23 protein-coding genes are annotated in these 22260 nt (G+C 53.0%); 13 read left to right on the forward strand and 10 right to left on the reverse strand.

From position 1 onward, the window contains the following. Positions 1–134: 134 nt before the first annotated feature. Genes BJJ97_RS01065 through BJJ97_RS01075 form a run of 3 tightly spaced genes read right to left on the reverse strand, consistent with a single transcriptional unit; the run spans position 135 to position 3280 of the window. On the reverse strand, positions 135–452 hold the full coding sequence (locus BJJ97_RS01065) for a PTS sugar transporter subunit IIB (RefSeq protein WP_010279152.1): 318 nt from the start codon (positions 450–452) through the stop codon (positions 135–137). Between the two features lie 29 nt (positions 453–481). Beyond that, entirely contained in the window at positions 482–1918 is a 1437-nt protein-coding gene (locus BJJ97_RS01070) for a glycoside hydrolase family 1 protein (RefSeq protein WP_095992826.1), read from the reverse strand. Between the two features lie 24 nt (positions 1919–1942). After that, on the reverse strand, positions 1943–3280 hold the full coding sequence (locus tag BJJ97_RS01075; RefSeq protein WP_010279159.1) for a PTS sugar transporter subunit IIC: 1338 nt from the start codon (positions 3278–3280) through the stop codon (positions 1943–1945). Positions 3281–3550: 270 nt separating this feature from the next. On the opposite strand from BJJ97_RS01075, the gene BJJ97_RS01080 reads away from it, so the two are divergent. Together BJJ97_RS01080 and BJJ97_RS01085 are read left to right on the forward strand one after the other, a co-directional pair. Then, the gene (locus tag BJJ97_RS01080; protein WP_010279161.1) at positions 3551–3895 is read left to right on the forward strand and encodes a PTS lactose/cellobiose transporter subunit IIA; all 345 of its coding nucleotides are present in this window, start codon (positions 3551–3553) and stop codon (positions 3893–3895) included. Between the two features lie 133 nt (positions 3896–4028). Further along, positions 4029–5042 carry a LacI family DNA-binding transcriptional regulator gene (locus BJJ97_RS01085; protein WP_095992827.1) on the forward strand — a complete coding sequence of 338 codons (1014 nt, stop codon included), beginning with the start codon at positions 4029–4031 and terminating at the stop codon, positions 5040–5042. A gap of 53 nt (positions 5043–5095) precedes the next feature. On the opposite strand, the gene BJJ97_RS01090 is transcribed toward BJJ97_RS01085, so the two are convergent. Then, positions 5096–5689 carry a helix-turn-helix domain-containing protein gene (locus BJJ97_RS01090; RefSeq protein WP_095992828.1) on the reverse strand — a complete coding sequence of 198 codons (594 nt, stop codon included), beginning with the start codon at positions 5687–5689 and terminating at the stop codon, positions 5096–5098. 122 nt (positions 5690–5811) lie between these two features. Here BJJ97_RS01090 and BJJ97_RS01095 point away from each other — a divergent pair, with 122 nt between their 5' ends. Then, positions 5812–6768 (forward strand): DMT family transporter, encoded by a 957-nt coding sequence (locus BJJ97_RS01095; RefSeq protein ID WP_095992829.1) that lies wholly within the window; start codon positions 5812–5814, stop codon positions 6766–6768. Here the strand turns inward: BJJ97_RS01095 and lysA are convergent. Further along, on the reverse strand, positions 6765–8027 hold the full coding sequence (gene lysA / locus BJJ97_RS01100) for a diaminopimelate decarboxylase (protein ID WP_095992830.1): 1263 nt from the start codon (positions 8025–8027) through the stop codon (positions 6765–6767). The two genes, BJJ97_RS01095 and lysA, sit on opposite strands and share 4 nt — an antisense overlap. 137 nt (positions 8028–8164) lie before the next feature. Between lysA and BJJ97_RS01105 the strand changes: the two genes are divergently transcribed. After that, positions 8165–9088, forward strand: a complete 924-nt coding sequence (locus tag BJJ97_RS01105; RefSeq protein WP_095992831.1) for a LysR family transcriptional regulator — start codon at positions 8165–8167, stop codon at positions 9086–9088. 28 nt (positions 9089–9116) lie between these two features. Here BJJ97_RS01105 and BJJ97_RS01110 read toward each other — a convergent pair whose 3' ends face one another. After that, a complete protein-coding gene (locus BJJ97_RS01110; protein ID WP_095992832.1) occupies positions 9117–10037 on the reverse strand; it encodes a LysR family transcriptional regulator in 921 nt (306 codons plus the stop codon). 107 nt (positions 10038–10144) lie between these two features. On the opposite strand from BJJ97_RS01110, the gene BJJ97_RS01115 reads away from it, so the two are divergent. Both BJJ97_RS01115 and BJJ97_RS01120 read left to right on the forward strand, forming a co-directional pair. Further along, the gene (locus tag BJJ97_RS01115) at positions 10145–11026 is read left to right on the forward strand and encodes an MBL fold metallo-hydrolase (RefSeq protein ID WP_095992833.1); all 882 of its coding nucleotides are present in this window, start codon (positions 10145–10147) and stop codon (positions 11024–11026) included. Next, positions 11014–11670 (forward strand): DsbA family protein, encoded by a 657-nt coding sequence (locus tag BJJ97_RS01120; RefSeq protein WP_095992834.1) that lies wholly within the window; start codon positions 11014–11016, stop codon positions 11668–11670. Before BJJ97_RS01115 ends, BJJ97_RS01120 begins: the two co-directional genes overlap by 13 nt. Positions 11671–11725: 55 nt before the next feature. Here BJJ97_RS01120 and BJJ97_RS21805 read toward each other — a convergent pair whose 3' ends face one another. Continuing rightward, positions 11726–12022, reverse strand: coding sequence for a hypothetical protein (locus BJJ97_RS21805; RefSeq protein ID WP_099606215.1), 297 nt, complete (start codon positions 12020–12022; stop codon positions 11726–11728). 181 nt (positions 12023–12203) lie between these two features. Here BJJ97_RS21805 and BJJ97_RS22500 point away from each other — a divergent pair, with 181 nt between their 5' ends. Beyond that, positions 12204–12350: a DUF7677 family protein gene (locus BJJ97_RS22500; RefSeq protein WP_422662169.1), complete on the forward strand. Its 147-nt coding sequence runs from the start codon at positions 12204–12206 to the stop codon at positions 12348–12350. Between the two features lie 93 nt (positions 12351–12443). On the opposite strand, the gene BJJ97_RS01125 is transcribed toward BJJ97_RS22500, so the two are convergent. After that, on the reverse strand, positions 12444–12824 hold the full coding sequence (locus BJJ97_RS01125; protein WP_095992835.1) for a hypothetical protein: 381 nt from the start codon (positions 12822–12824) through the stop codon (positions 12444–12446). Positions 12825–13141: 317 nt separating this feature from the next. On the opposite strand from BJJ97_RS01125, the gene BJJ97_RS01130 reads away from it, so the two are divergent. From BJJ97_RS01130 to pspG, 3 genes are all read left to right on the forward strand, one after another. Beyond that, positions 13142–13921, forward strand: a complete 780-nt coding sequence (locus BJJ97_RS01130) for an ATP-grasp domain-containing protein (protein WP_095992836.1) — start codon at positions 13142–13144, stop codon at positions 13919–13921. 176 nt (positions 13922–14097) lie between these two features. Next, entirely contained in the window at positions 14098–15120 is a 1023-nt protein-coding gene (gene dusA / locus BJJ97_RS01135; protein ID WP_095992837.1) for a tRNA dihydrouridine(20/20a) synthase DusA, read from the forward strand. Between the two features lie 178 nt (positions 15121–15298). Then, positions 15299–15571, forward strand: coding sequence for an envelope stress response protein PspG (gene pspG, locus BJJ97_RS01140; RefSeq protein WP_095700514.1), 273 nt, complete (start codon positions 15299–15301; stop codon positions 15569–15571). 476 nt (positions 15572–16047) lie between these two features. Here pspG and BJJ97_RS01145 read toward each other — a convergent pair whose 3' ends face one another. Together BJJ97_RS01145 and BJJ97_RS01150 are read right to left on the reverse strand one after the other, a co-directional pair. After that, a complete protein-coding gene (locus BJJ97_RS01145; RefSeq protein ID WP_095992838.1) occupies positions 16048–17436 on the reverse strand; it encodes a cytochrome P450 in 1389 nt (462 codons plus the stop codon). Positions 17437–17817: 381 nt separating this feature from the next. Further along, entirely contained in the window at positions 17818–18804 is a 987-nt protein-coding gene (locus BJJ97_RS01150) for a quinone oxidoreductase (protein WP_095992839.1), read from the reverse strand. 247 nt (positions 18805–19051) lie between these two features. On the opposite strand from BJJ97_RS01150, the gene dnaB reads away from it, so the two are divergent. Genes dnaB through BJJ97_RS01165 form a run of 3 tightly spaced genes read left to right on the forward strand, consistent with a single transcriptional unit; the run spans position 19052 to position 22213 of the window. After that, positions 19052–20458: a replicative DNA helicase gene (dnaB, locus tag BJJ97_RS01155; protein WP_039306476.1), complete on the forward strand. Its 1407-nt coding sequence runs from the start codon at positions 19052–19054 to the stop codon at positions 20456–20458. A 41-nt stretch (positions 20459–20499) separates the two neighbouring features. Further along, positions 20500–21582, forward strand: a complete 1083-nt coding sequence (alr, locus tag BJJ97_RS01160; RefSeq protein WP_095992840.1) for an alanine racemase — start codon at positions 20500–20502, stop codon at positions 21580–21582. Then, positions 21575–22213: a hypothetical protein gene (locus BJJ97_RS01165; RefSeq protein WP_095992841.1), complete on the forward strand. Its 639-nt coding sequence runs from the start codon at positions 21575–21577 to the stop codon at positions 22211–22213. Before alr ends, BJJ97_RS01165 begins: the two co-directional genes overlap by 8 nt. Positions 22214–22260 lie beyond the last annotated feature (47 nt).

The following is a 22260-nucleotide window of genomic DNA, read 5'->3' on the forward strand; positions in this document are numbered from 1 at the left end:
GCTTTCACCCTACATGCACTTTCGCCCTGAGTGCGGGCGTCAGGCCCGCTCTGATTTTGCCCGTCATACTTCAAGCTGCAATTTGAATGATGACGGGCACGTCTCCAGCCACGTACTGACGTGGCGGTGGGGCATTAGTTTACCAAACTCAGAGCCTGATCCAGTACTTTTGCGCCATTTAATGTGCCGTAGGCGACGGGGTCGATCACCGCGATAGGAATCTGGTAGCTGTCCGTCAGCTTTTTATTTTCGTTAAGCTTGAAGCGCACCTGCGGCCCCAGCAGAACCGCAATAATGTCGCCGCCAAACTCCTGCAACTCATCACGCAAGTTTTGCTCTGGGATCGCGTAGATCTTCAGTTCCATTCCCCGCGTTTCCGCTTCCTTCTCCATCTTGGTGACCACCAGTGAGGTCGACATTCCTGCTGAGCAGGCCAGTACGATTCTTTTCATATTCCGTTCCTCATTTTGGTTATCTGCACCTATTTCTCTTCATCATCCAGCGTCAATTCAAGCCGACGCGTGTCGTGTAGCTGACGAAACCAGGCGGCGGATTTTTTCGGCCGCCGTTGCCGATCCTGCTCCAGATCGATTTCGATCAATCCGTAGCGGTTTTTAAACGCGTTCATCGGCGAGACGTTGTCGGTAAAGGCCCACAGCATGTAGCCACGGCAGTTTGCGCCCTCTTCCTTCGCCTTCAGCGTCCAGTAAAGGTGCTCAGCAATAAACGCGATGCGGTAATCGTCCTGAATCACGCCCGCATCGTCTTTAAAGCGCGCCTCATTCTCGATACCAATGCCGTTTTCCGCCACAAACCACGGCGCATTGCCGTAGTCGTGCTCTATGCGTTTCGCCATGTCGTAAATGATTTTGGGATTGATCTCCCAGCCACGCGAGGTGTTCATCCGACGCCCCGGCAGCTCAAAATGCTCGTAATAATAGGCCGGATGGAACGGTGTCTCTTTGTTCCACTCACGACTGGGCGCTTTGACCCGATGTGGGTAATACAGGTTGATCCCCACCTCATCGACCGTATTGTCCCGAATGATCGCCAGCTCTTCTTCCGTGTAATCCCACTTCACCTGATGCTGCGTCAGCAGCGCCACCAGCTCAGCCGGATATTCGCCCTTTAACGCCGGATCGAGAAAAACCCGGTTATAGAACAGATCGTAAAGGTGCGCGGCTTTCACATCGTGCGCCGCACGGGATCGCGGATAGGTGACTTCGGGATTGAGGATCACGCCGATCGAGCCGCCATCCCGGTGATAACCCTGCTGACGAAACCGCTGCACCACTTTTGCCGTCGCCAGATTCTTATGGTGATTCCACTGCATCCACGTGTGCGTGTTCTGCTCATAAGGGTAGCGTAGCGCGTCCAGATAAACGCGCGTCTGCACCACAATCGGCTCATTGAAGGTAAACCAGCGCTTCACTTTCCCGGCATAGCGGGAAAAAACCGCGTCGGCGTACAGCACAAACCACTCCACCACCTGCTTGGATGACCAGCCCTGATACTTCTCCAGCAAGCAAGCGGGCAGCTCGTAATGTTCAAGGCAGATCATCGGTTCGATCCCCTGCCGGTGCATTTCATCCAGCAGGTTATCGATATAGGCTGCGTACTCCTCATCGACGATGCCTTTCTCATAGTCCAGCATAAAGCGTGACCAGTTGATCGACGTACGATAGTGCGTCAGCCCTGCCAGCTTCATCAACGCCACGTCTTCCCGATAGCGATTAAAGAAATCCGTCGCTTTCGCCGGGCCGTAGCCGTTGTGCCAGACCTGACGATCCTGCTTGTACCAGAGATCCAGATAGGAATCCTGCCCGGCTTTCTTGCCGCTCCATCCTTCCGTTTGCCATGCCGATGCCGCCGCGCCCAGAATAAAATCCGGTGGAATAGTCAGTGCAACCTTACTCATGCATTACCTCTCTTCTCATCCATTTCAGGCTTTTTCCGCTGCGGCCTGCTTTTCTGCTTCCAACTGCGCCAGCTCGGCACGACGGGACGCCACTTTGACAAACGGCAGATAGATCAGCATCGCGACGATGATGCATACGATCTGTGTCGCGACGGCCCCCATCGATCCTGCCGTCGACAGCCAGGCGTTAATGATCGGCGGTGTCGTCCACGGCACCATCACCACGGCTTTGCCCGCGAATCCCATGCTAGTGGCGAAATAGCCAATCGTGCCCGTCACTAACGGTGTGATAATGAAGGGAATAGCCAGAATTGGGTTGAGCATAATCGGCATACCAAAAATCACCGGCTCATTAATATTGAACACGCTGGGGCCGAAAGAAATTTTGGCGATCTCTTTCATCTCTTTGCGCTTGGAAGCAATCATCACCGCCAGCAGTAGGCCAATGGTCAGGCCGGAACCGCCGATGCTCATGTACACATCCCAGAACGGCATGGTGATAATGTTCGGTATCTCATGCCCCTGTTCGAACGCGGTCATGTTGACGGCAATCGCCCCCAGCAGCAGCGGTTCACGAATCGGTTTAATCATCTGGTTGCCGTGAATCCCGATCACCCAGAACAGCTGAGCGACAAACATCAGCACCAGTAAACCAGGCAGGCTTTGCACCACGGATTCCAGCGGCTGCTGTACGACTTTATAAACCGCGTCATACAGGTACATGCCCGTCACGCGGTGAAACACAAACCCAAAGGTGGCGATAGCAACCACCGTGATGATGGAAGGGAACAGCGCCGAAAAAGAGGCCGCGACGTTGGGCGGCACGCTGTCTGGCATTTTAATCTGTAGCCGATCGACATTTTGCAGCTTGGTATACATCTCGACAGACAGGATGGCGATGAACATCCCTAGAAACAGGCTTTTGGTATCGGAGAACTGTTTCGCCAGCACATCTTTCACCACCATCATCTGCCCGTTGACGGCCATTTCGATCGTGGTTGGCGTGACGGCAATAAAGCAGATCACCGCCAGCAGGCCAGGAAACAACCCGCGTGAACCGTTAATCTTCCCGAGTTCAATACCAATCAGGAAGACGGCACCGATAGTCAGAAAGCTGAGCGTGGCGTAGTTAATGCCGCTCATAATCGGTTTCAGTTCCGCCAGAAACGAAAACATAGAAAAACTGGCCAGACCATTTTTCGGGTCCATCACCATGTTGGAAATCAGAACGGAGAACGCCCCGACGATAATGACAGGCATCAGCGTAATAAAGGATGCCTTAATCGCCATAATGTAACGCAGACTGTTAAATTTATTGGCAAAGGAGCCCAATGAATCAATCAGTTGGTCCTTAAATGACATAACACCACCTCTTTCATCATCATATTGTTATATCGCGTGTGACACGCGGGATGGCCGTTACGCGCAGGGTAAATGCAGGTACCGCGCTTTCGCGTTTGGCATACCAAAAATCAACCATAATGAATTATTTTTCTGTGACATGATTCTCACAAGACGATATTGGAATTCCAATATGATGAAAATGTGATTTTTGGCATACCATAAACTCTCTACTATATAAATTCTCAGCCGGCTGAGGCTGCTTTCCTGACTGCGATAAGGAAACCTACGATGAAAGACACAGAAAACGTTCCTGCATTCGATATGGAACAAACCGTGATGGAACTGCTGATTAATGCGGGTGAAGCGCGCTCAAACGCCATGATGGCCATTCAGGCGGCGCGCCAACGGGAGTGGCAACAGGCTGACGATCTGCTCGCGGCGTCACAAGAAGCGGCTCGTGCGGCTCACCGCGTTCAAACACGGCTGATCGGCCTGGACGAAGGGGAAGGCAAGGTGCCCGTCAACCTGATCATGGTACATGCGCAGGATCATTTGATGACCGCCATGCTATGCCGGGATTTGGCGGAAGAGATTGTCTTGTTACGCCGTGAAATGGCTGCATCACAAAATTGACAAAAATCTGGTTGAGAAACGAACATCAGGCGTTAAATCCAACAATATGCCTGTGGTAACATGGCGCATGATGTTCGTAACAGGGATGAATAGGCGTTTTTAGCCCGTCATCATACTCAATTAAGGTGCAGCGATGAAAACCATGCTTGAGGTGGCAAGACGTGCAGGAGTGTCTAAAGCGACCGTCTCCAGAGTGCTCAACGGCACAGGTCAGGTCAAACAGGCAACACGCGATGCCGTATATCAGGCAATGGAGGAGTTAGGCTACCGTCCTAACTTTCTGGCGCGTTCGCTGGCTCGTCGTACTTCAAACAGTATTGGTCTCGTTATTTCCAATTTTGACGGCCCCTACTTTGGACGCCTGCTGCGTCGTGCGGCGGATATCGCGGAAAGCAACGGTAAGCACCTCATCGTTACCGACGGGCACGATACGCCGGAAGATGAGCATCGTGCGGTACAGCTTCTGTCTGACAGACAATGCGACGCCATTATCCTCTATACCCGCTATATGTCCGAATCGGACCTCATGACGCTGCTCGACACGCTGACCATTCCGATGATCGTGATGAATCGCGATCTGCCGCAGGCACGGGAACGCTGTATTTTCTTCCGTCAGCAGCAGGCCGCGTTTGACGTGGTCAATTACCTGATTGAGCAGGGCCACCGTGAGATCGCTTTTATCACCGCACCGATGAAAACGCCGACGGCGCAAGCGCGGCTCGCGGGCTATCAGCAGGCATTAACCGCCCATCAGATCGAGGTTGATCCGCGTCGGGTGGCGCACGGAACCAGCATGGTCGCCAGCGGCTATCAGGCCGCACGCCAGCTGCTGGACAGCGGCGTCAGCTTTAGCGCGCTGTTTGTCAGCAACGATCACATGGCGATTGGCGCAATGAAAGCGCTGTACGAGGCAGGGAAAAAATTACCGCAGGATGTCTCCGTCTTCGGCTTTGACGATGAACCCTGCGCGACCTATCTGCACCCTTCTCTTTCCACCGTCTACATGCCGATTGAAGAAATGGCCGCCACTGCAATTACGCAAGTGCTGGATCTGCTCGCAGGCAAAGACGTCAATCCGCTACAGCCCTTCACTGGCGAACTCAAGCTGCGCGAGTCAGTACAGAAAGGGCCGTATTACGCTAAGTAAAACTCACCGTAAAATTACGCCCCGCGCAAACAGCCTGCACGGGGTTTGCCTCTTTAGCCATGCTCAATCAGCATCACCGCGCTCGTATCCGCTTCCAGCGCGTCAAACAGGTGCGGGACATCGGCGGAGTAGCTGATGTAATCCCCCGCGCTCAGTTCAACGGGCTGTGCGACAGGCCCAATTCTGGCGCGACCGCTGCTCAGAATCACGTGTTCGATCGTCCCCGGTTTATGCGGTTGGGAGACTCTGGCTTCCCCCGGCTGTACCTTCAGCCGATAGATATCACGATGCACACCTGCTGGACACGCCGCCAGCAGCGTTGCGGCATAGTTTGCCTGCTCCGAATAAGTTGCTGCGCCTTCGTTAGCCCGAATCACCTGCACATGCTGGCGAGACTGACCAATCAACTGGCTGACCTGCACGTCAAGCGCCATCGCCAGCGCCCAGAGCGTTTCCAGACTTGGATTGCCGACCCCGGTTTCCAGCTGCGAAAGCGTTGATTTTGCCAGCCCTGCGCGCTTTGCCAGCTCGGTGACTGACAGGTTTAACCGCTCACGTTCACGCCGAATAGCAACGGCCAGCCGTGCAATAGGCGTGATTTCCTGCGCGCCATTTTCCTGATTATCGATCGTCATAGTGTTCACCATAATGTCCACTTGTTCGACTTGACGAACAAGTGGTTTGTGTTCATTATTTTGTCCTGTTGTTCATTATAAAAAATTTTGTTCGCTATAGCAGCACACTTTTCACACTGACAGGCAGGAAAAAGATGACACCACAGACTCGCGGCACGATAGAAATGACTCTCGCGATGATCATTTCCGGTACGGTTGGCTGGTTCGTTTTAACAGCAGGGCAACCCGCGATGACAGCCGTCTTCTGGCGCTGCGCGTTAGGCGCATTGACGATGTTAATCGTCTGCGGGCTATTGGGCTTGCTGCGGCGAGGCATCATTAGCAGAAAGCAGGCGGGCATTGCCGTACTCGGCGGCCTGGCACTGGTGCTCAACTGGACGCTGCTATTTGGCGCTTATGCACACGCCTCTATCGCCGTCGCCACAGTGGTTTATCACACGCAGCCCTTTATGCTCGTGGGGCTAGGCGCGATCTTTTTCAGGGAAGCGCTGACCCTCAACAAAACCAGCTGGTTACTGTGCGCCTTTGGCGGCATCGTCCTGATCGTCAGCGCCCAAACGGGAGCCGACAGCGATGGCAAAGGCTATCTGTCCGGCGTGCTGATGGCATTGGGTGCGGCATTCTTCTACGCCGTGGCAGCTGCGATAACGAAAAAGTTGTCAGGGATCCCGCCGCACCTGCTGGTGCTGATACAGTTGCTCGTTGGCGTCGTGGTTCTTGTACCCTTCGCGGCAGTGCCTACTTCTCCTACGACTTCGCAGTGGGGAATGCTTGTGGCGATTGGCGTGATCCATACCGGGCTGATGTCGACGCTGTTATACAGCGCGATCCAGAAGATCCCGACCGCGCTGGTTGGCGCACTGTCGTTTATCTATCCCGTTATCGCGGCGCTGGTCGACTGGGTGGCTTTTGGGCATCGACTTGACGCGATGCAACTTGCCGGGGCGGTCGCCATTCTGCTGTCCGCCGCCGGAATGACGTTCGACTGGCGTATCACCTTCAACAGGAAAAGGGATCGCCTGCGTCAGGCTGCACATTCGGGGGAAAAGCAGAAGGCTTCTCCCCCGATCCAGTCGAATAATCTCGATTAAAGTGCTTCCAGCGTCAGCAGCTCGTCCAGCGTCTGGCGACGGCGAATCAGGCGCGGTTCACCGTTTTCAAACAGCACCTCTGGCAACAGCGGACGGCTGTTGTAGTTCGAGGACATGGATGCACCGTACGCGCCGGTGTCATGGAAGACCAGATAGTCGCCAACCTGCGCATCCGGCAGCGCGAACGTTTCCACGCCGCCACCCGCCTGCTGGGTAAACACATCGCCAGACTCACACAGCGGCCCGGCAATCACGCTGTCGCGCAGCGTGGACTGACTAATATCGCGGCCATCGCCCGGCAGCAGAGAAACGTGGTGATAGCTGCCGTACATCGCCGGACGCATCAGATCGTTAAACCCGGCATCAACCAGCACGAAGTGGCGACTTCCCATGGATTTTATCGCCCGTACTTCCGCCACCAGCACGCCGGATTCCGCGACCAGAAAACGTCCCGGCTCGATTTCCAGCGTCACCGGATGACCGAGATGCGCGGCAATTTTCTCACGCGCCGCGTTCCACAGCCCGTAATAGTGTTCGGTATCAATCGCTTCTTCGCCGTGACGATAGGGAATCGACAGCCCGCCGCCCGCTGAAATCGCCTCGATATCCTGACCCAGTTCAACGACCTGCTGCACCATCGCCTCGCACACCTGTTCCAGATGGCCGTAATCGACGCCGGAACCAATGTGCATGTGGATTCCCACCAGCTTCAGTTGATAACGCTGAATGTGCGCCAGCGCCAGCGGCAAATCGCCGTACCAGATACCGTGCTTGCTGTTCTCACCGCCGGTATTGGTTTTCTGACTGTGACCATGACCAAAGCCCGGATTCACGCGCAGCCACACCGGATGCCCCGGCGACTGCTGACCCAGCTGTTCCAGCATATCGACCGAGCCGGCGTTCACCGGAATGTTCAGTTCAGAAACACGTTGCAGCGTCGGACGATCCAGCAGATCGGCAGTAAACACGATCTCATGCGCGTCGGTGCCCGGTACAAATCCTGCAATCAGCGCACGCTCGATCTCACCCAGCGATACCGAATCCACTTTCACACCCTGCTCACGCATCAGGCGCAAAATGTGCGTGTTGGAACACGCCTTTTGCGCGAAGCGGATGGTGTCGAACTGGCGCAGTTGGGCGATGCGGTTAACGATAGTCTGCGCGTCATAGGCCCAAACCGGGCAACCAAAGCGGGCAGGCAGTTCACGCAGGCTTTGCGCGTTCAGAGCATGGGTTACGTCATTCAGATCGTGTGGCATAAATAATTACCAATTATCCATAAATGCATTAAAAGTTACCAAAAGTGGTTGAATTAACTATACGGCGTTACCATTCTGGTAAACAAATATCGTTTTACGCAGACTCTATTCATTTTTGATATGGGTAGAGGGAAAACATCATGACAATATCCTTACGGCACATCGAAATTTTCCACGCAGTCATGACGACCGGGAATCTGACGGAAGCAGCGGACCTGCTGAACACGTCGCAGCCGACCGTCAGCCGCGAACTGGCACGCTTTGAGAAGCTAATTCAGATGACGCTGTTCGAACGACTGCGCGGCAGGCTTTACCCCACCGCGCAGGGGCTACAGCTGTTTGAAGAAGTGCAGCGCTCGTATTATGGGCTGGATCGGATCATCAACGCCGCCAGCGATATTCGCCGTTTTCAGCAGGCACAGCTTTCGATTGCCTGCCTTCCCGTGTTCTCGCAGTCGCTGCTGCCCGATGCCTGCAAAACGCTGCTGGCGCGTTACCCACTGCTTAATCTGCACATCATTCCGCAAGAGTCGCCGCTGCTGGAAGAGTGGCTGTCTGCCCAGCGCCACGATTTGGGCTTAACGGAAAACAGCCTCACGCCCGCGGGTACAGAACGGCAAACGCTGATGTTACTCAATGAAGTGTGCGTGTTACCTGCCGGGCATCCGCTGGCGCAAAAAGCGGTACTCACGCCGCAGGATTTTGCCGATGAACCCTTTATCAGCCTGTCGAGCGCCGACAGCTATCGCCAGTTGCTGGATAAGCTGTTTCAGGAACAGGGCGTGTCGCGCAGGATGGTACTGGAAACTCACAGCGCGGCGTCCGTGTGTGCGATGGTGCGGGCGGGCATCGGGCTGTCGATCGTTAACCCACTCACCGCGTTGGATTATGCCGCCTCCGGCGTGGTCGTGCGGCCTTTCAGCATCGACGTGCCCTTTACGGTCAGCCTGATTCGTCCGCTGCATCGCCCTGCTTCGGCGTTGGTCGATACCGTGATTGCTCAACTCAAGCAGTATGCCGCCGATGTGCCTTCCCGTCTGGAGCAGGTCTTGCAGCGCTAATAACGTAATTCGCTTGCGATTAGCGCCGTCACATCGTAGATGGCTGTGCCAGCGCCCGCCAGCGAGGATCGTGAGCAAACCATTCCACCAGAAAATCCAACAGGGTACGCAGCGCAGCAGGCATCTGGCGGCGCGAGGTGTAAATACCGTAAATCCCCATCGCCTGCGGGCGGTATTCCGGCAACAGCGCCACCAACTGTCCGCTAGCGAGATAAGGTGCAACAGAATAGCGCGGTTGCAGCGCGATGCCGGCCCCTTCCAGCGCGCCCGCCAGCAGCACCAGCGACTCGTTGCCGCTCAGGTTACCGCTAACGGGAATCGTAAATTTTTCATCACCACGGGAAAAATGCCACAGGCTTTTGCCGAAATAGGTGTAGGTCAGGCAGTTATGAATCGAGAGGTCGGTCAGCTGTCGCGGAATCCCGTGCTCATTCAGATAAGAAGGCGATGCACACAGCACCGACTCACAGCTTGAAAGCGGTCGGGCAATCAGATTGGGATCCAGCTCGTTGGTGATGCGCAGCGCTAGATCGATACGTTCCTCGACCAGATTCACCGTTCGGTTATTCATTTGCAGATCGATAGCGACTCGAGGATGCCGTCGCAGGAAAGCCGTTATCGCCATACCGAGCGCCCCCTGTGCCAGCGACTGCGAACAGCTGACGCGCAGCAAACCACTTAACGTGGCATCGTCGGTATCGGCCTCGACGCGCATATCCTCCGTCAGCGCCAGCATTTCCCGACAGCGCACCAGCGTTTTTTCACCCGCATCCGTGAGGCTCAGCTTGCGCGTGGTGCGGTGCAATAGCCGCGCTCCCGCCCATGCTTCCATCTCCGCCAGATAGCGCGTCACCATCGCCCGAGACATATCCAGCGTCTCTGCCGCCGCAATCATGCTACCGCGGTCTATAATCGTTACAAACACTTCAGCAGCTGTAATACGATCCATAAATTAGTCCGTTTTATGCAACAAACAATTGCCCGTTTTGCGGTTTTTCGTACGATTAATGCAACATAACATGAACCCACTTTCTGTCATACCTGTGGAGTATCACCATGTCTAAATCTGTCGCTTTTACCGTATCTTTACTCGCTGCATCGCTGGGTCTGGCTTCTGCGGCTAACGCCGCCGAGTTAAAAATCGACGTGTTTAATCCAGGTGAAGCCAGCATATTCCCGGTTTCTTCTGAAATTATCAGCGGCGATAAAGAAGTTGCGCTGATCGATGCACAGTTCCAGCGTAACGATGCTCAAACGCTGGTTGATCGCATCAAAGCCACCGGAAAAAAACTGACTACCGTCTATATCAGCCATTCCGACCCTGACTACTATTTCGGTCTGGACGTGATTAAAGCCGCTTTCCCAGACGCGAAAATTATTGCGACTCAGGCGACTATCGACGCGATCAACGCCAGCAAAGACGGCAAGGTTGCGCATTGGGGCCCGGTCCTGAAAGAAAACGCGCCGAAGGAGATCGTGGTTCCTCAAGCACTGGAAGGCGATAGCTTTACCGTTGACGGCAAAAAACTGGAAGTGAAAGGACTGAAAGGGCCAACGCCGGATCGCACTTATGTTTGGATCCCTTCGCTGAAAGCCGTAGTCGGCGGTATTCCGGTGTCTGCCAATATCCACGTCTGGCTTGCCGATACCCAAACGCCAGAATCTCGCGTTCACTGGCGTGACACGCTGAAATCCATTGAAGCGCTGAAGCCAACAACCGTCGCGCCGGGTCACTTTATCGCGCCAACGGATTACACCTTGAAAAACGTGACGTTTACGCTGCAATATCTGGATACGGTGGAAAAAGAGCTGGCAAAAAGCAAAGATTCTGCCGAGCTGATCGCAGCAATGAAAAAACACTACCCGACGCTGAAAGAAGAGTCGGGTCTTGAACTGAGCGCCAAAGTCCTGAAAGGTGAAATGAAGTGGCCACAGTAAGACTGCATTACATTTACGATCCGCTGTGTGGCTGGTGCTACGGTGCCGCCCCACTCGCGCTGGCAGCGCTGGAGATTGACGGGCTGGATCTGATCCTCCACGGCGGCGGTATGATGACGGGCAGCAATAGCCGCACCATCACCCCGGAGTGGCACGATTACGTGATCCCCCACGATCGCCGCATTGCACAAATGACCGGGCAAACCTTCGGGGAAGCGTATTACGAAGGGCTGCTACGCGACACCAGCGTCGTGCTGGATTCCGCGCCGCCGACTGCTGCCGTACTCGCTGCGGAAGCGATGGATGATAAAGGCATGGTGATGCTGCACGAGATCGAGCGTGCGCACTACGTTTCCGGGCTAAAAATCGTCGACGCCGCCGTGCTGCGTCAGTGTGCGGAAGCAATCGGTCTGGATGGCGAGGCTTTCAGCACCGAGTTCGCTTTTATTCAGGCAGAAACGCTGTCAAAACACATCAACGCTAGCCGGGAATTACTGGCGAAAGTACGTGGACAAGGCTTCCCTACTTTTGCGCTGGAAGACGCCAACGGGAATTTCCAGCAAATCCCAGCCTCAAACTATCTGGGTCAGGTAGACGCATGGCGCAAGGTGCTGACACAGATGGTCAGCCACGCCACCGCATAATCGTCCGCATCAACCTTCATTAAGGGAGTACGCCAACGGCCTGCTCCCTTTTCTTTTAATAACCGCCAAGACGTGAATCTGTAGCTCTCAAACCACACCTAGAACCATCAATTGCAATATCGTACTCATAGCGACACCTTCCTGGGTAGTCATTCTTTGAATCCTCATCATCGGATTCAGCAGCGACTACTACGCTCAAAATGAATAGCGGTACACCAACAATGAGCCCTGTTGTTCTCCAAAAACTAATTTTTTCACTCCCATCGGCATTATGGATAATCTGACCTTGATCGTCACGCGCAGCACAACCTGTCATTAATAGGCATAAGGCTATTATCAGTATTTTTTTCATGATTTTTAGTTAGAGAAGAACCTCGTGGCAGAGTAAAGAAGACTCAAAAAAATACTATTGATAACGATCATGCTTTTTTGAAAAAAGTTTTTAAATACCAGCATTTATCACAACGACCCTCTCGCCGAACCTTCAGAAATTTGTTAGCGCTTTTAGGGTTGAATCAAGCAATCTAACCTACCTGAAAACCTTCCAATGTTGTAACGATGAATCCTGCCTAAAGCAAAACTCTGCACGTAAACCGGCGACAGACTATTTACGACAATACTGCGACCCCAGTTTCACCGTCGAACCGCCTTATGAAGACTGGGAAGTTGAACTGCATTGATTTTCCCTAGGGATTACTTGATCAAAAAAGCCTCGACGAAATGGTCGAGGCTTAGCAGAAACCCGAATTAATGATAGGCTATGACGAATGTAATCAGTCTGGCTGGCGGGTAAAAACAACGTCTTCAAACGAGAAGCGCTGTTGGCCACCACTAATCGTGGTATATGAACGGCTGCCGCTTAACGTAATTTGTTGAGGGGTATCCGTTGATGTTCCAACCCAATAGTCACGAATGACATAGTTATAACCGCCAATATTATTACGATAGGTACATGCAACACCTAAATTAATCGTGGCCCGTCCAGCAGTATAGAGCCATGACCCAGAGAAAGACTCGCCTTGATAAATGTATTCACCTACAGGTGTATCTTTTGCGGTGAATGTCCCAGTAAATGTTGCTCCTGCAAAATCAGGATCGGTAATGACTAGTGTATGTTTACCATCTTCACTAGAATACGTTCCGGCTTCTAACATAATTAACCTCTCTATATTAATTTATTTAGGGAATGGAATTAACGTTCTGTCACATCCATAATAAAAAGACCCTGAGGCATTAATTATAGCCAACAGCATTCTAAATATAATATGAGATATGCAGTACTTAGTTAGTGTATAAAAAACACCGGAGATGTTTTATTAATCTGATTTATAACTTCAGCGTAGAACACCAGTAATTAACCAACTCCTGCACTGACGAAAGAGATATCTTTCATGCTGGAGATAAGCTGTTTACTTTTAAGAAGTGTGATAAATTATGTGATATTAATACTATCCATTTTGAGATAATTTACATGAATATAATTTACCCTAGTGATTACTTTGATGGTTCCAAAGCAGATGAGATTTTTGAGGCGGAATATCATTCTGCAAAAGAAAGTGGTTTATCCTGCCTATTATTATCAACACAGCATGTATCAAACGGAAAATACAAATTTTCAAAGGGCTTTGAACCGAATACGCCCGCCATTTGGCGAGGCTGGATGCTCAAATCTGATGAATATAGAGGATTGAGCGACGCTGTAAATCAGAATGGCGGTAACATGCTCGTTTCCTTAGAGGACTATCTCTCAAGCCATCATATTACAGGATGGTATAAATCATGTGGGAAATACACACCTGACACGGTTTTCGTAAAAGAAGATGATGACTTCGACCAGATTATTAACCAGCTAAAATGGTCCACCTATTTCGTTAAAGACTATGTTAAGTCACTAACCACATCCAGAGGTTCTATCGCTAAAAATGCTGAAGAGATCCGAGAAATAATAGCCTCTATTAAGAAATTCCGTGGCGACATCGAAGGTGGAATTAGTCTAAGAAAAGTTGAAGATATTATAAAAACCAGTGAAAGGCGCTATTTTTCCTTTAGAAATAACGTGTACTCCTCTGACGGTATTGTTCCAGATCTTGTTATTGAAATAGCACAGCATATCAGTTCACCCTTTTTCTCGATTGATATGGTTGAAAACGCTTCTGGTGAACTTCGCCTGATAGAAATTGGTGATGGCCAAGTCTCTGATACCAAAGAATGGGACATCGACAAGTTTGTTAAAATATTTATTAATGCTTAGCTAACGTCGTAATTTATATTTATTGATCTCAGGTTGTCGCGCACTAAAGACGCATGTCCCCTAACCTGAGTAAGATAGCTATCAGTCACGGCCCGCTCCCTGTGCTATAGTCAGCGCCAGCAAAGATAACCTCAGACAATACCGCCAGACACACACGAAACGATGACTGACAAACCATGACCGACGTAAAATCAGGTACACACAACACGGTATCCACCGACTCCCGCGCTTCTCACCTTAACCGCTTCTCCATCGCGCCGATGTTGGACTGGACCGATCGCCATTGCCGTTATTTTCTTCGCCAGTTGACTGGTCAGACGCTGTTGTATACTGAAATGGTGACGACAGGTGCGATTCTTCACGGCAAAGGTGACTATCTGGCCTACAGCGAAGAAGAACATCCGCTGGCGCTACAGCTCGGCGGTAGCGATCCGCAAGCGCTGGCGCAGTGTGCCAAACTGGCAGAACAACGCGGCTATGATGAAGTTAACCTGAACGTCGGCTGCCCGTCTGACCGTGTACAGAATGGCCGTTTCGGTGCCTGCCTGATGGGCGAAGCGGCGCTGGTGGCAGACTGTATCAAGGCGATGAAAGACAGTACCTCAATCCCGATTACGGTGAAAACCCGCATCGGCATTGACGATCAAGACAGCTATGAATTCCTGTGCGACTTTATTCAAACCGTCGCCGAACGCGGCGAATGCGATACCTTTATCGTCCACGCGCGCAAAGCCTGGCTATCGGGCCTGAGCCCGAAAGAGAATCGGGAGATTCCGCCGCTGGATTATCCGCGCGTTTACCAGCTCAAGCGCGATTTCCCGGCGCTCACTATCGCCATCAACGGCGGCATCAAAACGCTGGAAGAAGCCAAAACGCACTTACAGCATCTGGACGGCGTGATGATGGGCCGTGAGGCTTACCAAAATCCTGGTATTCTGGCGCAGGTCGACCGTGAGCTATTTGGCATCGATACCGCCACGCCGGATCTGGCTGGCGTGGTGCGAGCCATGTATCCCTATATCGAGCGCGAACTCTCTGGCGGCGCGTCATTAGGCCACATCACGCGTCACATGCTCGGCATGTTTCAGGGCATTCCCGGCGCTCGCCAGTGGCGACGCTATCTGAGCGAAAACGCCCACAAACCCGGTGCCGATGCTGCGGTGGTTGAGCGTGCGCTGGCGCTGGTTAATCTGGTTTAAAAAATACTAACAGTTAGTGTTTTTCATCAACACTCTTTCATTTCTCTTCCTGACGCCGCTGGTAAATCAATCACTTACCAGCGGCGCATCTTGGCATGATTCTTGTTATAGCTTATGTAGCACGCAGAACCCTTTCTTCCCTGCGTAAGATACGGTTTAACCGCTACAGGAGCACACCATGTTGGAAATTTTCTTCGTTATTGGCTTTTTTATCATGCTGATGTTGACGGGCGTGTCACTGCTGGGCGTGATTGCAGCACTGTTTGTGGCGTCCCTTTTTATGTTGATTGGTGGGCTGTTTAGCATCGCGATAAAGGTGCTGCCGTGGCTGATTGTAGCCGTCGCGGCGGTGTGGCTGTGGCGAAAATTTAGCGGTCGACCTGTCTACAACTCGCACCGCTATACCTATCGAAAATACACGTATCGCCAGCGCAACGGAAATGAGTGGTAATGCCAGAAAGGGAAAAATCTGGGTTACACGAAAATGAGTTGCGCGCGAAAATGACGGGCAAGGCCGTGTTTAACACCACCTTGTTTGAATACTACATGTTTGAGTACGGCCTGTTTTAGTACAAAAGTGTGCGCCAGCAGATATTTTTTCCCTGATGTGGCTGCTAGGATGACGCCACAGTTTGACACCCGATTGTGGTTTAAAGGGTGAGCAAACTACACATGGTAAATAAACCATGGTGGCAAAAAGCCACACGATTTCATCATCGTCAGGGAAATAATAGCCGCACAGCGGCACTTTCGTGACGATCACCACGCTGTACCCTACATACAGTCTGATGAAATTAGCGTAACGGCCAAGGCCTTTCAGGCAATAATACCGACTCTTAACGAGTCGGTATTATTGTCAGGCTTTGTCACTCAGCAACCGCCTTCCCTGACCTCAGCACGTTCACTCACACACCACGTCCAGCTTTGCTACTGCAACGGCTCGCGCTTGTGTAACTTCACGCGAAAACCCGATGGCGACATCGTAAAAGCAAAGTTCTCGGTGACGTCCGATGCAGGCTGCTGCGCCTCGACGCGGAACCCACTGCACAGCGCGTGAAACCCCAGTTTAATTTCCATTAATGCCAGCGACCGTCCGGGACACATGCGTGGACCACCACCGAAAGGCTGGAGATCGGAAAAAGAGGCCTTTCCACGTTCAAGCCACCGCTCAGGCATGAAATCATAGGGCTGCTGAAACAGCGCGTCATCGAACCCGCTCGCATTCAGCATCAGCAACAAAGGCGTGCCCTTTTTGATCAGGAAATCATCAATGACGGTGTTTTTCGTTGGCTCAAGATACAGCAGAGGCGCAACGGGCTTGAGCCGCATTGACTCATACATCACGGCGGTGAGCCAAGGCATACGCGGCAGCGGCCACGGAAGGATAGCCCCAGCTCCATCAGCCGCCTCTTTGCACTCCTGAAAAACGCACTCTTCTACCGAAGGCGACGAACACAGGAGAAAACTCATCCAAGCCAGCGTATTCGCCGTTGTGTCCTCCCCTGCGATAAGGAGCGTAATCGCATTCGCCATAATGTCGTCATCTGTCAGCGTCCCGTCTTTTTTCTGCTCGGCGAGCATCACCTGTAGCATATTTTCCGGCGCTTCCATTAATTGCGGATTTAACCGGATGCGTTTCCGCTGGCGATAAATAAATCCATCAACGTATTCACGAATCAGGCTCAGGCTTGCATCGAACTGCTTATCTTGCTCCCGCCTGATGTACCGCCATAAAGGAAACAAGGAACCACTGCGGGAATTAATCATAGGAAATAGGCGACGCAAGCTTTGCGACAGCGGGTTCTCCCCCTGTTCGAGCGTATTCACGTCTTCACCAAAAGCCAGTAATGACGTGATATCAACCGTATAGCGCTTGAATTCTTCCACGAGGACAACGGTTTCCCCAGTTTCAGCCAGCATCGCGAAACGGTCAGATAGCCGGGAGGTTACCTTCCTGAGACTGGGATAGAAATATTTCAGATGGGCGGGCTGAAACATCGGCTCCGTCAGTCTGCGCTGATGCTCCCAGCGTTGCCCTTCCGATGAGAAAACACCGTTCAACCCGGCTTCCTGAAACACGGATTCAATGCTGTTGATTCGCCGAAATTCGTCAGGGCGGGATTTCATGATGGTGCGAATACATTCCACGTCGGCAATCACTATCGCGGACGTAAGCCCCAGCCTTAAGCGATAAAAGCGGCCGTACTGCTCTTTCCACCGCAGCATCTGTAGATGAACATCACTTCGTTTTAGGTAATCAATATGCCCGAGAATGCTTCGGGTTGGGGGTGTTGGCAGGCGCTTGATGGATCTCATACTCACATCCTTCTTTAGTGTGTTCAAAATCAGGCGAGAAATAACCTGTGAAAACAACAATCGAGATAGCGAAGAGGTAAAGAGAGAACCATTTTTGAAAAAATGCCGTGGAACCGATGCTCACTGCCAGACGCGACATATGCGTTCGACTCTGCTTATTGGGATTGATATACGGCGCAGATAACGAGCAAGGCACAGGATCTGAATGACCGTCTTAATCTATTTTTCGTCAAATCCTACAGAGGGGTGTTTAAAAAACAAACAGAGTATTTTGGTTTTTTTGTTAAGAAGTAATACTATCGGCCTCCCTTTTCCCTGCATGGAAAAAGCGAGGAAGGAGAAGCGAGGTTATCGCCAGAACGCGATAACCTCATTGAGTGATTAGCCCGGAATTAACAGGCAGGAGCCTTGCGTGCTGCGGCTTTCCAGTGCCCGATGAGCGGCTTGCGCATCTGCTAGCGCGAATTTCTGGTTCTGCGGCACGTCTACCGTAATCGCCCCGCTGGCGAGCAGTGAAAAGAGTTCATTGCTGGCCTGTTCGAGTTCGGCACGGTTCGTCACGTAGCCAAACAGCGACGGACGCGTGACGTACAGCGAGCCTTTCTGGTTCAAAATCCCCAGATTGATGCCGGTGACCGGCCCGGACGCATTACCGAAGCTGACCATTAATCCGCGACGGCGCAGGCTATCGAGAGAAGCTTCCCAGGTATCTTTCCCAACGGAGTCATACACGACGCTCACCTTCTGCCCATCGGTCAGTTCTGCGACGCGCTGTGCAATATTCTCGGTACGGTAATTAATGGTCGCCCAGGCACCTGCCTGTTTTGCCCGCTCAGCTTTCTCATCGGAGCCCACCGTCCCAATCAGCTTCGCCCCCAGCGCCTTCGCCCACTGGCAGGCAATCAGCCCAACGCCACCTGCTGCGGCATGGAACAGGAAGACTTCATTTGGCTTGATTTCATACGTCTGGCGCAGCAGATAGTAAACCGTCAACCCTTTCAGGAAAGAGGCTGCCGCCTGCTCAAAGCTGATGGCATCCGGCAACAACGCCACCTTCTCCGCCACCACGTTATGCACGTCGCTGTACGCGCCGAGTCCGGACTGCGCATACACCACGCGATCGCCAACTTTCAGCACGCTAACCCCGGCCCCGACTTTCGTGACAATGCCCGCCGCTTCGGTTCCCAGCCCGGAAGGCAAATCAGGCACCGGATACAGGCCGCTGCGAATATAGGTATCGATAAAATTAATGCCGATGGCGCGGTTCTCAACCTGAACCTCTCCCGCTGCGGGGTCGGCAGGCGTGAAATCCACATATTGCAGAACCTCTGGGCCACCATAAGCTCGGAACTGAACGCGTTTTGCCATGTTATCTCCTTAATCGTGACAGGTTCGTTGTCTCTCTATAATACGTATACCCTAAATAATTCGAGTTTCAGGCAGGCGGCAAGCGAAGGAGCACGATGAGCTTACTTGAGTAAGTGATTCGGGCGACTGATCGTAGCCAACGCACATGCAACTTGAAGTATGACGGGTATATTGTGTTATTTCGGACGAGTGGCATATACAATGCCCCCTAATCCAATGGCAAATCAACCGGTAAAGAACCCGTTTCATGGCAGAGAAAAGACCCACCAATAAATCGAATGAACCCCGTGACCGCCAGATGGAAGGTCTGAAACTTCCGCCACATTCGCTGGAAGCGGAGCAATCGGTATTGGGTGGCCTGATGCTCGACAATGAGCGCTGGGATAATGTCGCCGAGCGTGTTGTCGCGAACGACTTCTATAACCGCGCCCACCGCCTGATCTTCACCGAAATGCATCGCCTGCTGGAAATGAGCAAGCCGATCGACCTGATTACGCTGTCCGAATCGCTCGAACTGCAAGGCTCGTTGGAATCCGCTGGCGGCTTCGCTTATCTGGCTGAATTGGCAAAGAACACGCCGAGCGCTGCCAACATCGGAGCCTACGCCGACATCGTGCGCGAGCGCGCGGTGGTGCGTGAAATGATCTCCGTCGCCAATGAGATCGCCGATGCAGGTTACGATCCACAGGGCCGCAGCAGTGAAGATCTGCTCGATCTGGCGGAATCCCGCGTATTCCAAATCGCCGAAAACCGCGCCAGCAAAGATGAAGGCCCGAAAAGCATCGACCGCATTCTGGAAGATACCGTTTCCCGTATCGAGCAACTTTACCAGAAACCGCACGATGGCGTGACAGGGGTCGATACGGGCTATCAGGATCTCAACAAGAAAACCGCCGGCTTACAAAAATCCGATTTGATTATTGTGGCAGCCCGTCCATCGATGGGTAAAACCACCTTTGCGATGAACCTGTGTGAACATGCCGCCATGACTCAGGAAAAGCCCGTGCTGATCTTCAGTCTGGAGATGCCCGGCGAACAGATCATGATGCGTATGCTCGCGTCCCTGTCTCGCGTGGATCAGACCCGCATTCGTACCGGTCAGTTGGACGATGAAGACTGGGCGCGTATTTCCAGCACCATGGGTATCCTGCTGGAAAAACGTAACATGTACATTGATGATTCCTCCGGCCTGACGCCGACCGACGTTCGTTCCCGCGCTCGCCGCGTGTTCCGTGAGCATGACGGTCTGAGTCTGATCATGATCGACTACCTGCAATTGATGCGTGTGCCGTCACTGTCCGACAACCGTACGCTGGAAATTGCGGAAATTTCCCGCTCGCTCAAAGCGCTGGCAAAAGAATTGCAGGTTCCGGTCGTCGCTCTGTCGCAGCTTAACCGTAGTCTGGAGCAGCGCGCCGATAAGCGCCCGGTTAACTCGGATCTGCGTGAATCCGGCTCCATCGAGCAGGATGCCGACCTGATTATGTTTATCTATCGTGATGAGGTTTATCACGAAAACAGCGACCTGAAAGGCATCGCTGAAATCATTCTGGGGAAACAGCGTAACGGCCCGATTGGTTCCGTTCGTTTAACCTTTAACGGGCAGTGGTCGCGCTTTGATAACTATGCCGGCCCACAATATGACGATGAATAACGCAGCGCTCAGCAATGACAACACTGCACTAAGGAACAAGAATGAAAACGGCAACTGCCGTCATTAACCGGCGTGCTTTGCGCCACAACCTGCAACGTATCCGTCAGCTAGCGCCTGGCAGTCAGGTCGTTGCCATCGTGAAAGCCAACGCCTACGGCCACGGCATGATCGACGCTGCCCATACCTTTTCCGACGCTGATTGCTACGGCGTCGCGCGGCTCTCCGAAGCGCTGGCACTGCGCGCCGCGGGTATCACCAAGCCAATCGTCCTGCTGGAAGGCTTTTTTTCCGCCGACGATCTCCCGCTTCTGGTGGAGCACCAGTTAGAAACCGCCGTTCACAGCCCTGAACAGCTTGCCGCACTGGAACAGGCCACGCTGCCACAGCCGATACCCGTGTGGATGAAGCTCGATAGCGGCATGCACCGCCTTGGCGTTCTGCCGGAACACGCCGACACATTTTGGCAGCGCCTGACCGAATGCCGCAATGTGGTTCAGCCAGTCAATATCATGAGCCACTTTTGCCGCGCCGATGAACCTGAGGCGGGAACCACCGAACGCCAGCTCGCCTGCTTCGATGCCTTTACGCAGGGTAAGCCCGGCGCACAGTCCATTGCGGCTTCCGGCGGCATTCTGCTGTGGCCGCAGTCGCACCGCGATCGCGTTCGCCCCGGTATTATTCTCTATGGTGTGTCACCGTTGGATAATGAAGACGCCGCGCATTTCGGCTTTCAGCCTGCGATGACCTTTACGTCTCACCTGATCGCCGTTCGCGAGCACAATGCAGGTGAATCTGTCGGTTACGGCGGCACCTGGACCAGCCCACGCAATACCCGTCTGGGCGTGGTCGCCGTCGGCTATGGTGATGGCTACCCGCGCTGCGCCCCGGCTGGTACACCGGTGCTCATCAACGGCCGTGAAGTGCCGCTTTCCGGCCGCGTATCAATGGATATGATTACGGTGGATTTAGGGCCGGATGCGCAGGACAAGGTCGGCGATGAGGTCATCCTTTGGGGCCCAACGCTACCGGTTGAACGCATTGCCGCGCATACGGGTGCCAGCGCCTACGAACTCATCACGCGCTTAACCCAGCGTACTGCGTTGGAATACGTCGACGGTGAGTAAAAACGGACCGACTGGTTTTTATCGGCAGGCTCCTGGCTTGCCGACCTTAAAACGAGTTATCTACTATGCGGCGAGCTGGCTTGCCGTCTCCGCTATCCTGACGCTGTTTGCCCTCATTAATTTCTATACTCTGAAACCAACGGATGTCGGCGGCACGCTATTTGGCGGCATGTTCGATGCGATGTTCGATCTGATCTACTGGTCTTGTGCGGCATCGGGATTCTGCTTTCTGGCGCTCTTTCGACTCTCGGGATGGCGTGTTGCCTGGATACTCGCGGGGCTGGTGCAAATCGGTATCAGCGCCCTGTGGCGCATTCAATATTGGCAAGCGTATGAAAACGAAGAGCTGATACTTTCCCCGATGCCCGGCGAACTGTATGTTTCCATGCTGGTAGGCGCAGGCATGACCGCCATCGGCGTTGTGAAATATCGACACGCGCGTCGCAACCCAGTCGCTCCACGTCCAACGAGTGCTAAAACGGTCGCCGCATTGCTGCTGATCGCGCTTTATCTGGCATTGCCTCTGCACCTCTACCTACGTGAACCTCTCCCCTACTGCGCTTTTAGCCCCAGCGGTCAGCAGTTAACGGTATGTCTGGGAGACAATGACGAGCGGATTATTGTGGAGTGATGGGGATTGAATCAGATGGGGTGGAGAATAAAATCTGTAGCGAGCTT

This window comes from Pectobacterium polaris (genome assembly GCF_002307355.1).
Lineage (GTDB): Bacteria > Pseudomonadota > Gammaproteobacteria > Enterobacterales > Enterobacteriaceae > Pectobacterium > Pectobacterium polare.

What these genes read in the sequence shown, in the direction of transcription:
- BJJ97_RS01095 (WP_095992829.1), top strand. Translation starts at nt 5,812, where the DNA reads ATGACACCACAGACTCGCGGCACGATAGAAATGACTCTCGCGATGATC.
- BJJ97_RS21805 (WP_099606215.1), bottom strand. Translation starts at nt 12,022, where the DNA reads ATGAAAAAAATACTGATAATAGCCTTATGCCTATTAATGACAGGTTGT.
- BJJ97_RS01145 (WP_095992838.1), bottom strand. Translation starts at nt 17,436, where the DNA reads ATGAGATCCATCAAGCGCCTGCCAACACCCCCAACCCGAAGCATTCTC.
- BJJ97_RS01150 (WP_095992839.1), bottom strand. Translation starts at nt 18,804, where the DNA reads ATGGCAAAACGCGTTCAGTTCCGAGCTTATGGTGGCCCAGAGGTTCTG.
- BJJ97_RS01110 (WP_095992832.1), bottom strand. Translation starts at nt 10,037, where the DNA reads ATGGATCGTATTACAGCTGCTGAAGTGTTTGTAACGATTATAGACCGC.
- BJJ97_RS01090 (WP_095992828.1), bottom strand. Translation starts at nt 5,689, where the DNA reads ATGGTGAACACTATGACGATCGATAATCAGGAAAATGGCGCGCAGGAA.
- BJJ97_RS01085 (WP_095992827.1), top strand. Translation starts at nt 4,029, where the DNA reads ATGAAAACCATGCTTGAGGTGGCAAGACGTGCAGGAGTGTCTAAAGCG.
- BJJ97_RS01065 (WP_010279152.1), bottom strand. Translation starts at nt 452, where the DNA reads ATGAAAAGAATCGTACTGGCCTGCTCAGCAGGAATGTCGACCTCACTG.
- BJJ97_RS01125 (WP_095992835.1), bottom strand. Translation starts at nt 12,824, where the DNA reads ATGTTAGAAGCCGGAACGTATTCTAGTGAAGATGGTAAACATACACTA.
- lysA (WP_095992830.1), bottom strand. Translation starts at nt 8,027, where the DNA reads ATGCCACACGATCTGAATGACGTAACCCATGCTCTGAACGCGCAAAGC.
- BJJ97_RS01070 (WP_095992826.1), bottom strand. Translation starts at nt 1,918, where the DNA reads ATGAGTAAGGTTGCACTGACTATTCCACCGGATTTTATTCTGGGCGCG.
- BJJ97_RS01080 (WP_010279161.1), top strand. Translation starts at nt 3,551, where the DNA reads ATGAAAGACACAGAAAACGTTCCTGCATTCGATATGGAACAAACCGTG.
- alr (WP_095992840.1), top strand. Translation starts at nt 20,500, where the DNA reads ATGAAAACGGCAACTGCCGTCATTAACCGGCGTGCTTTGCGCCACAAC.
- dnaB (WP_039306476.1), top strand. Translation starts at nt 19,052, where the DNA reads ATGGCAGAGAAAAGACCCACCAATAAATCGAATGAACCCCGTGACCGC.
- BJJ97_RS01115 (WP_095992833.1), top strand. Translation starts at nt 10,145, where the DNA reads ATGTCTAAATCTGTCGCTTTTACCGTATCTTTACTCGCTGCATCGCTG.
- pspG (WP_095700514.1), top strand. Translation starts at nt 15,299, where the DNA reads ATGTTGGAAATTTTCTTCGTTATTGGCTTTTTTATCATGCTGATGTTG.
- dusA (WP_095992837.1), top strand. Translation starts at nt 14,098, where the DNA reads ATGACCGACGTAAAATCAGGTACACACAACACGGTATCCACCGACTCC.
- BJJ97_RS01130 (WP_095992836.1), top strand. Translation starts at nt 13,142, where the DNA reads ATGAATATAATTTACCCTAGTGATTACTTTGATGGTTCCAAAGCAGAT.
- BJJ97_RS01075 (WP_010279159.1), bottom strand. Translation starts at nt 3,280, where the DNA reads ATGTCATTTAAGGACCAACTGATTGATTCATTGGGCTCCTTTGCCAAT.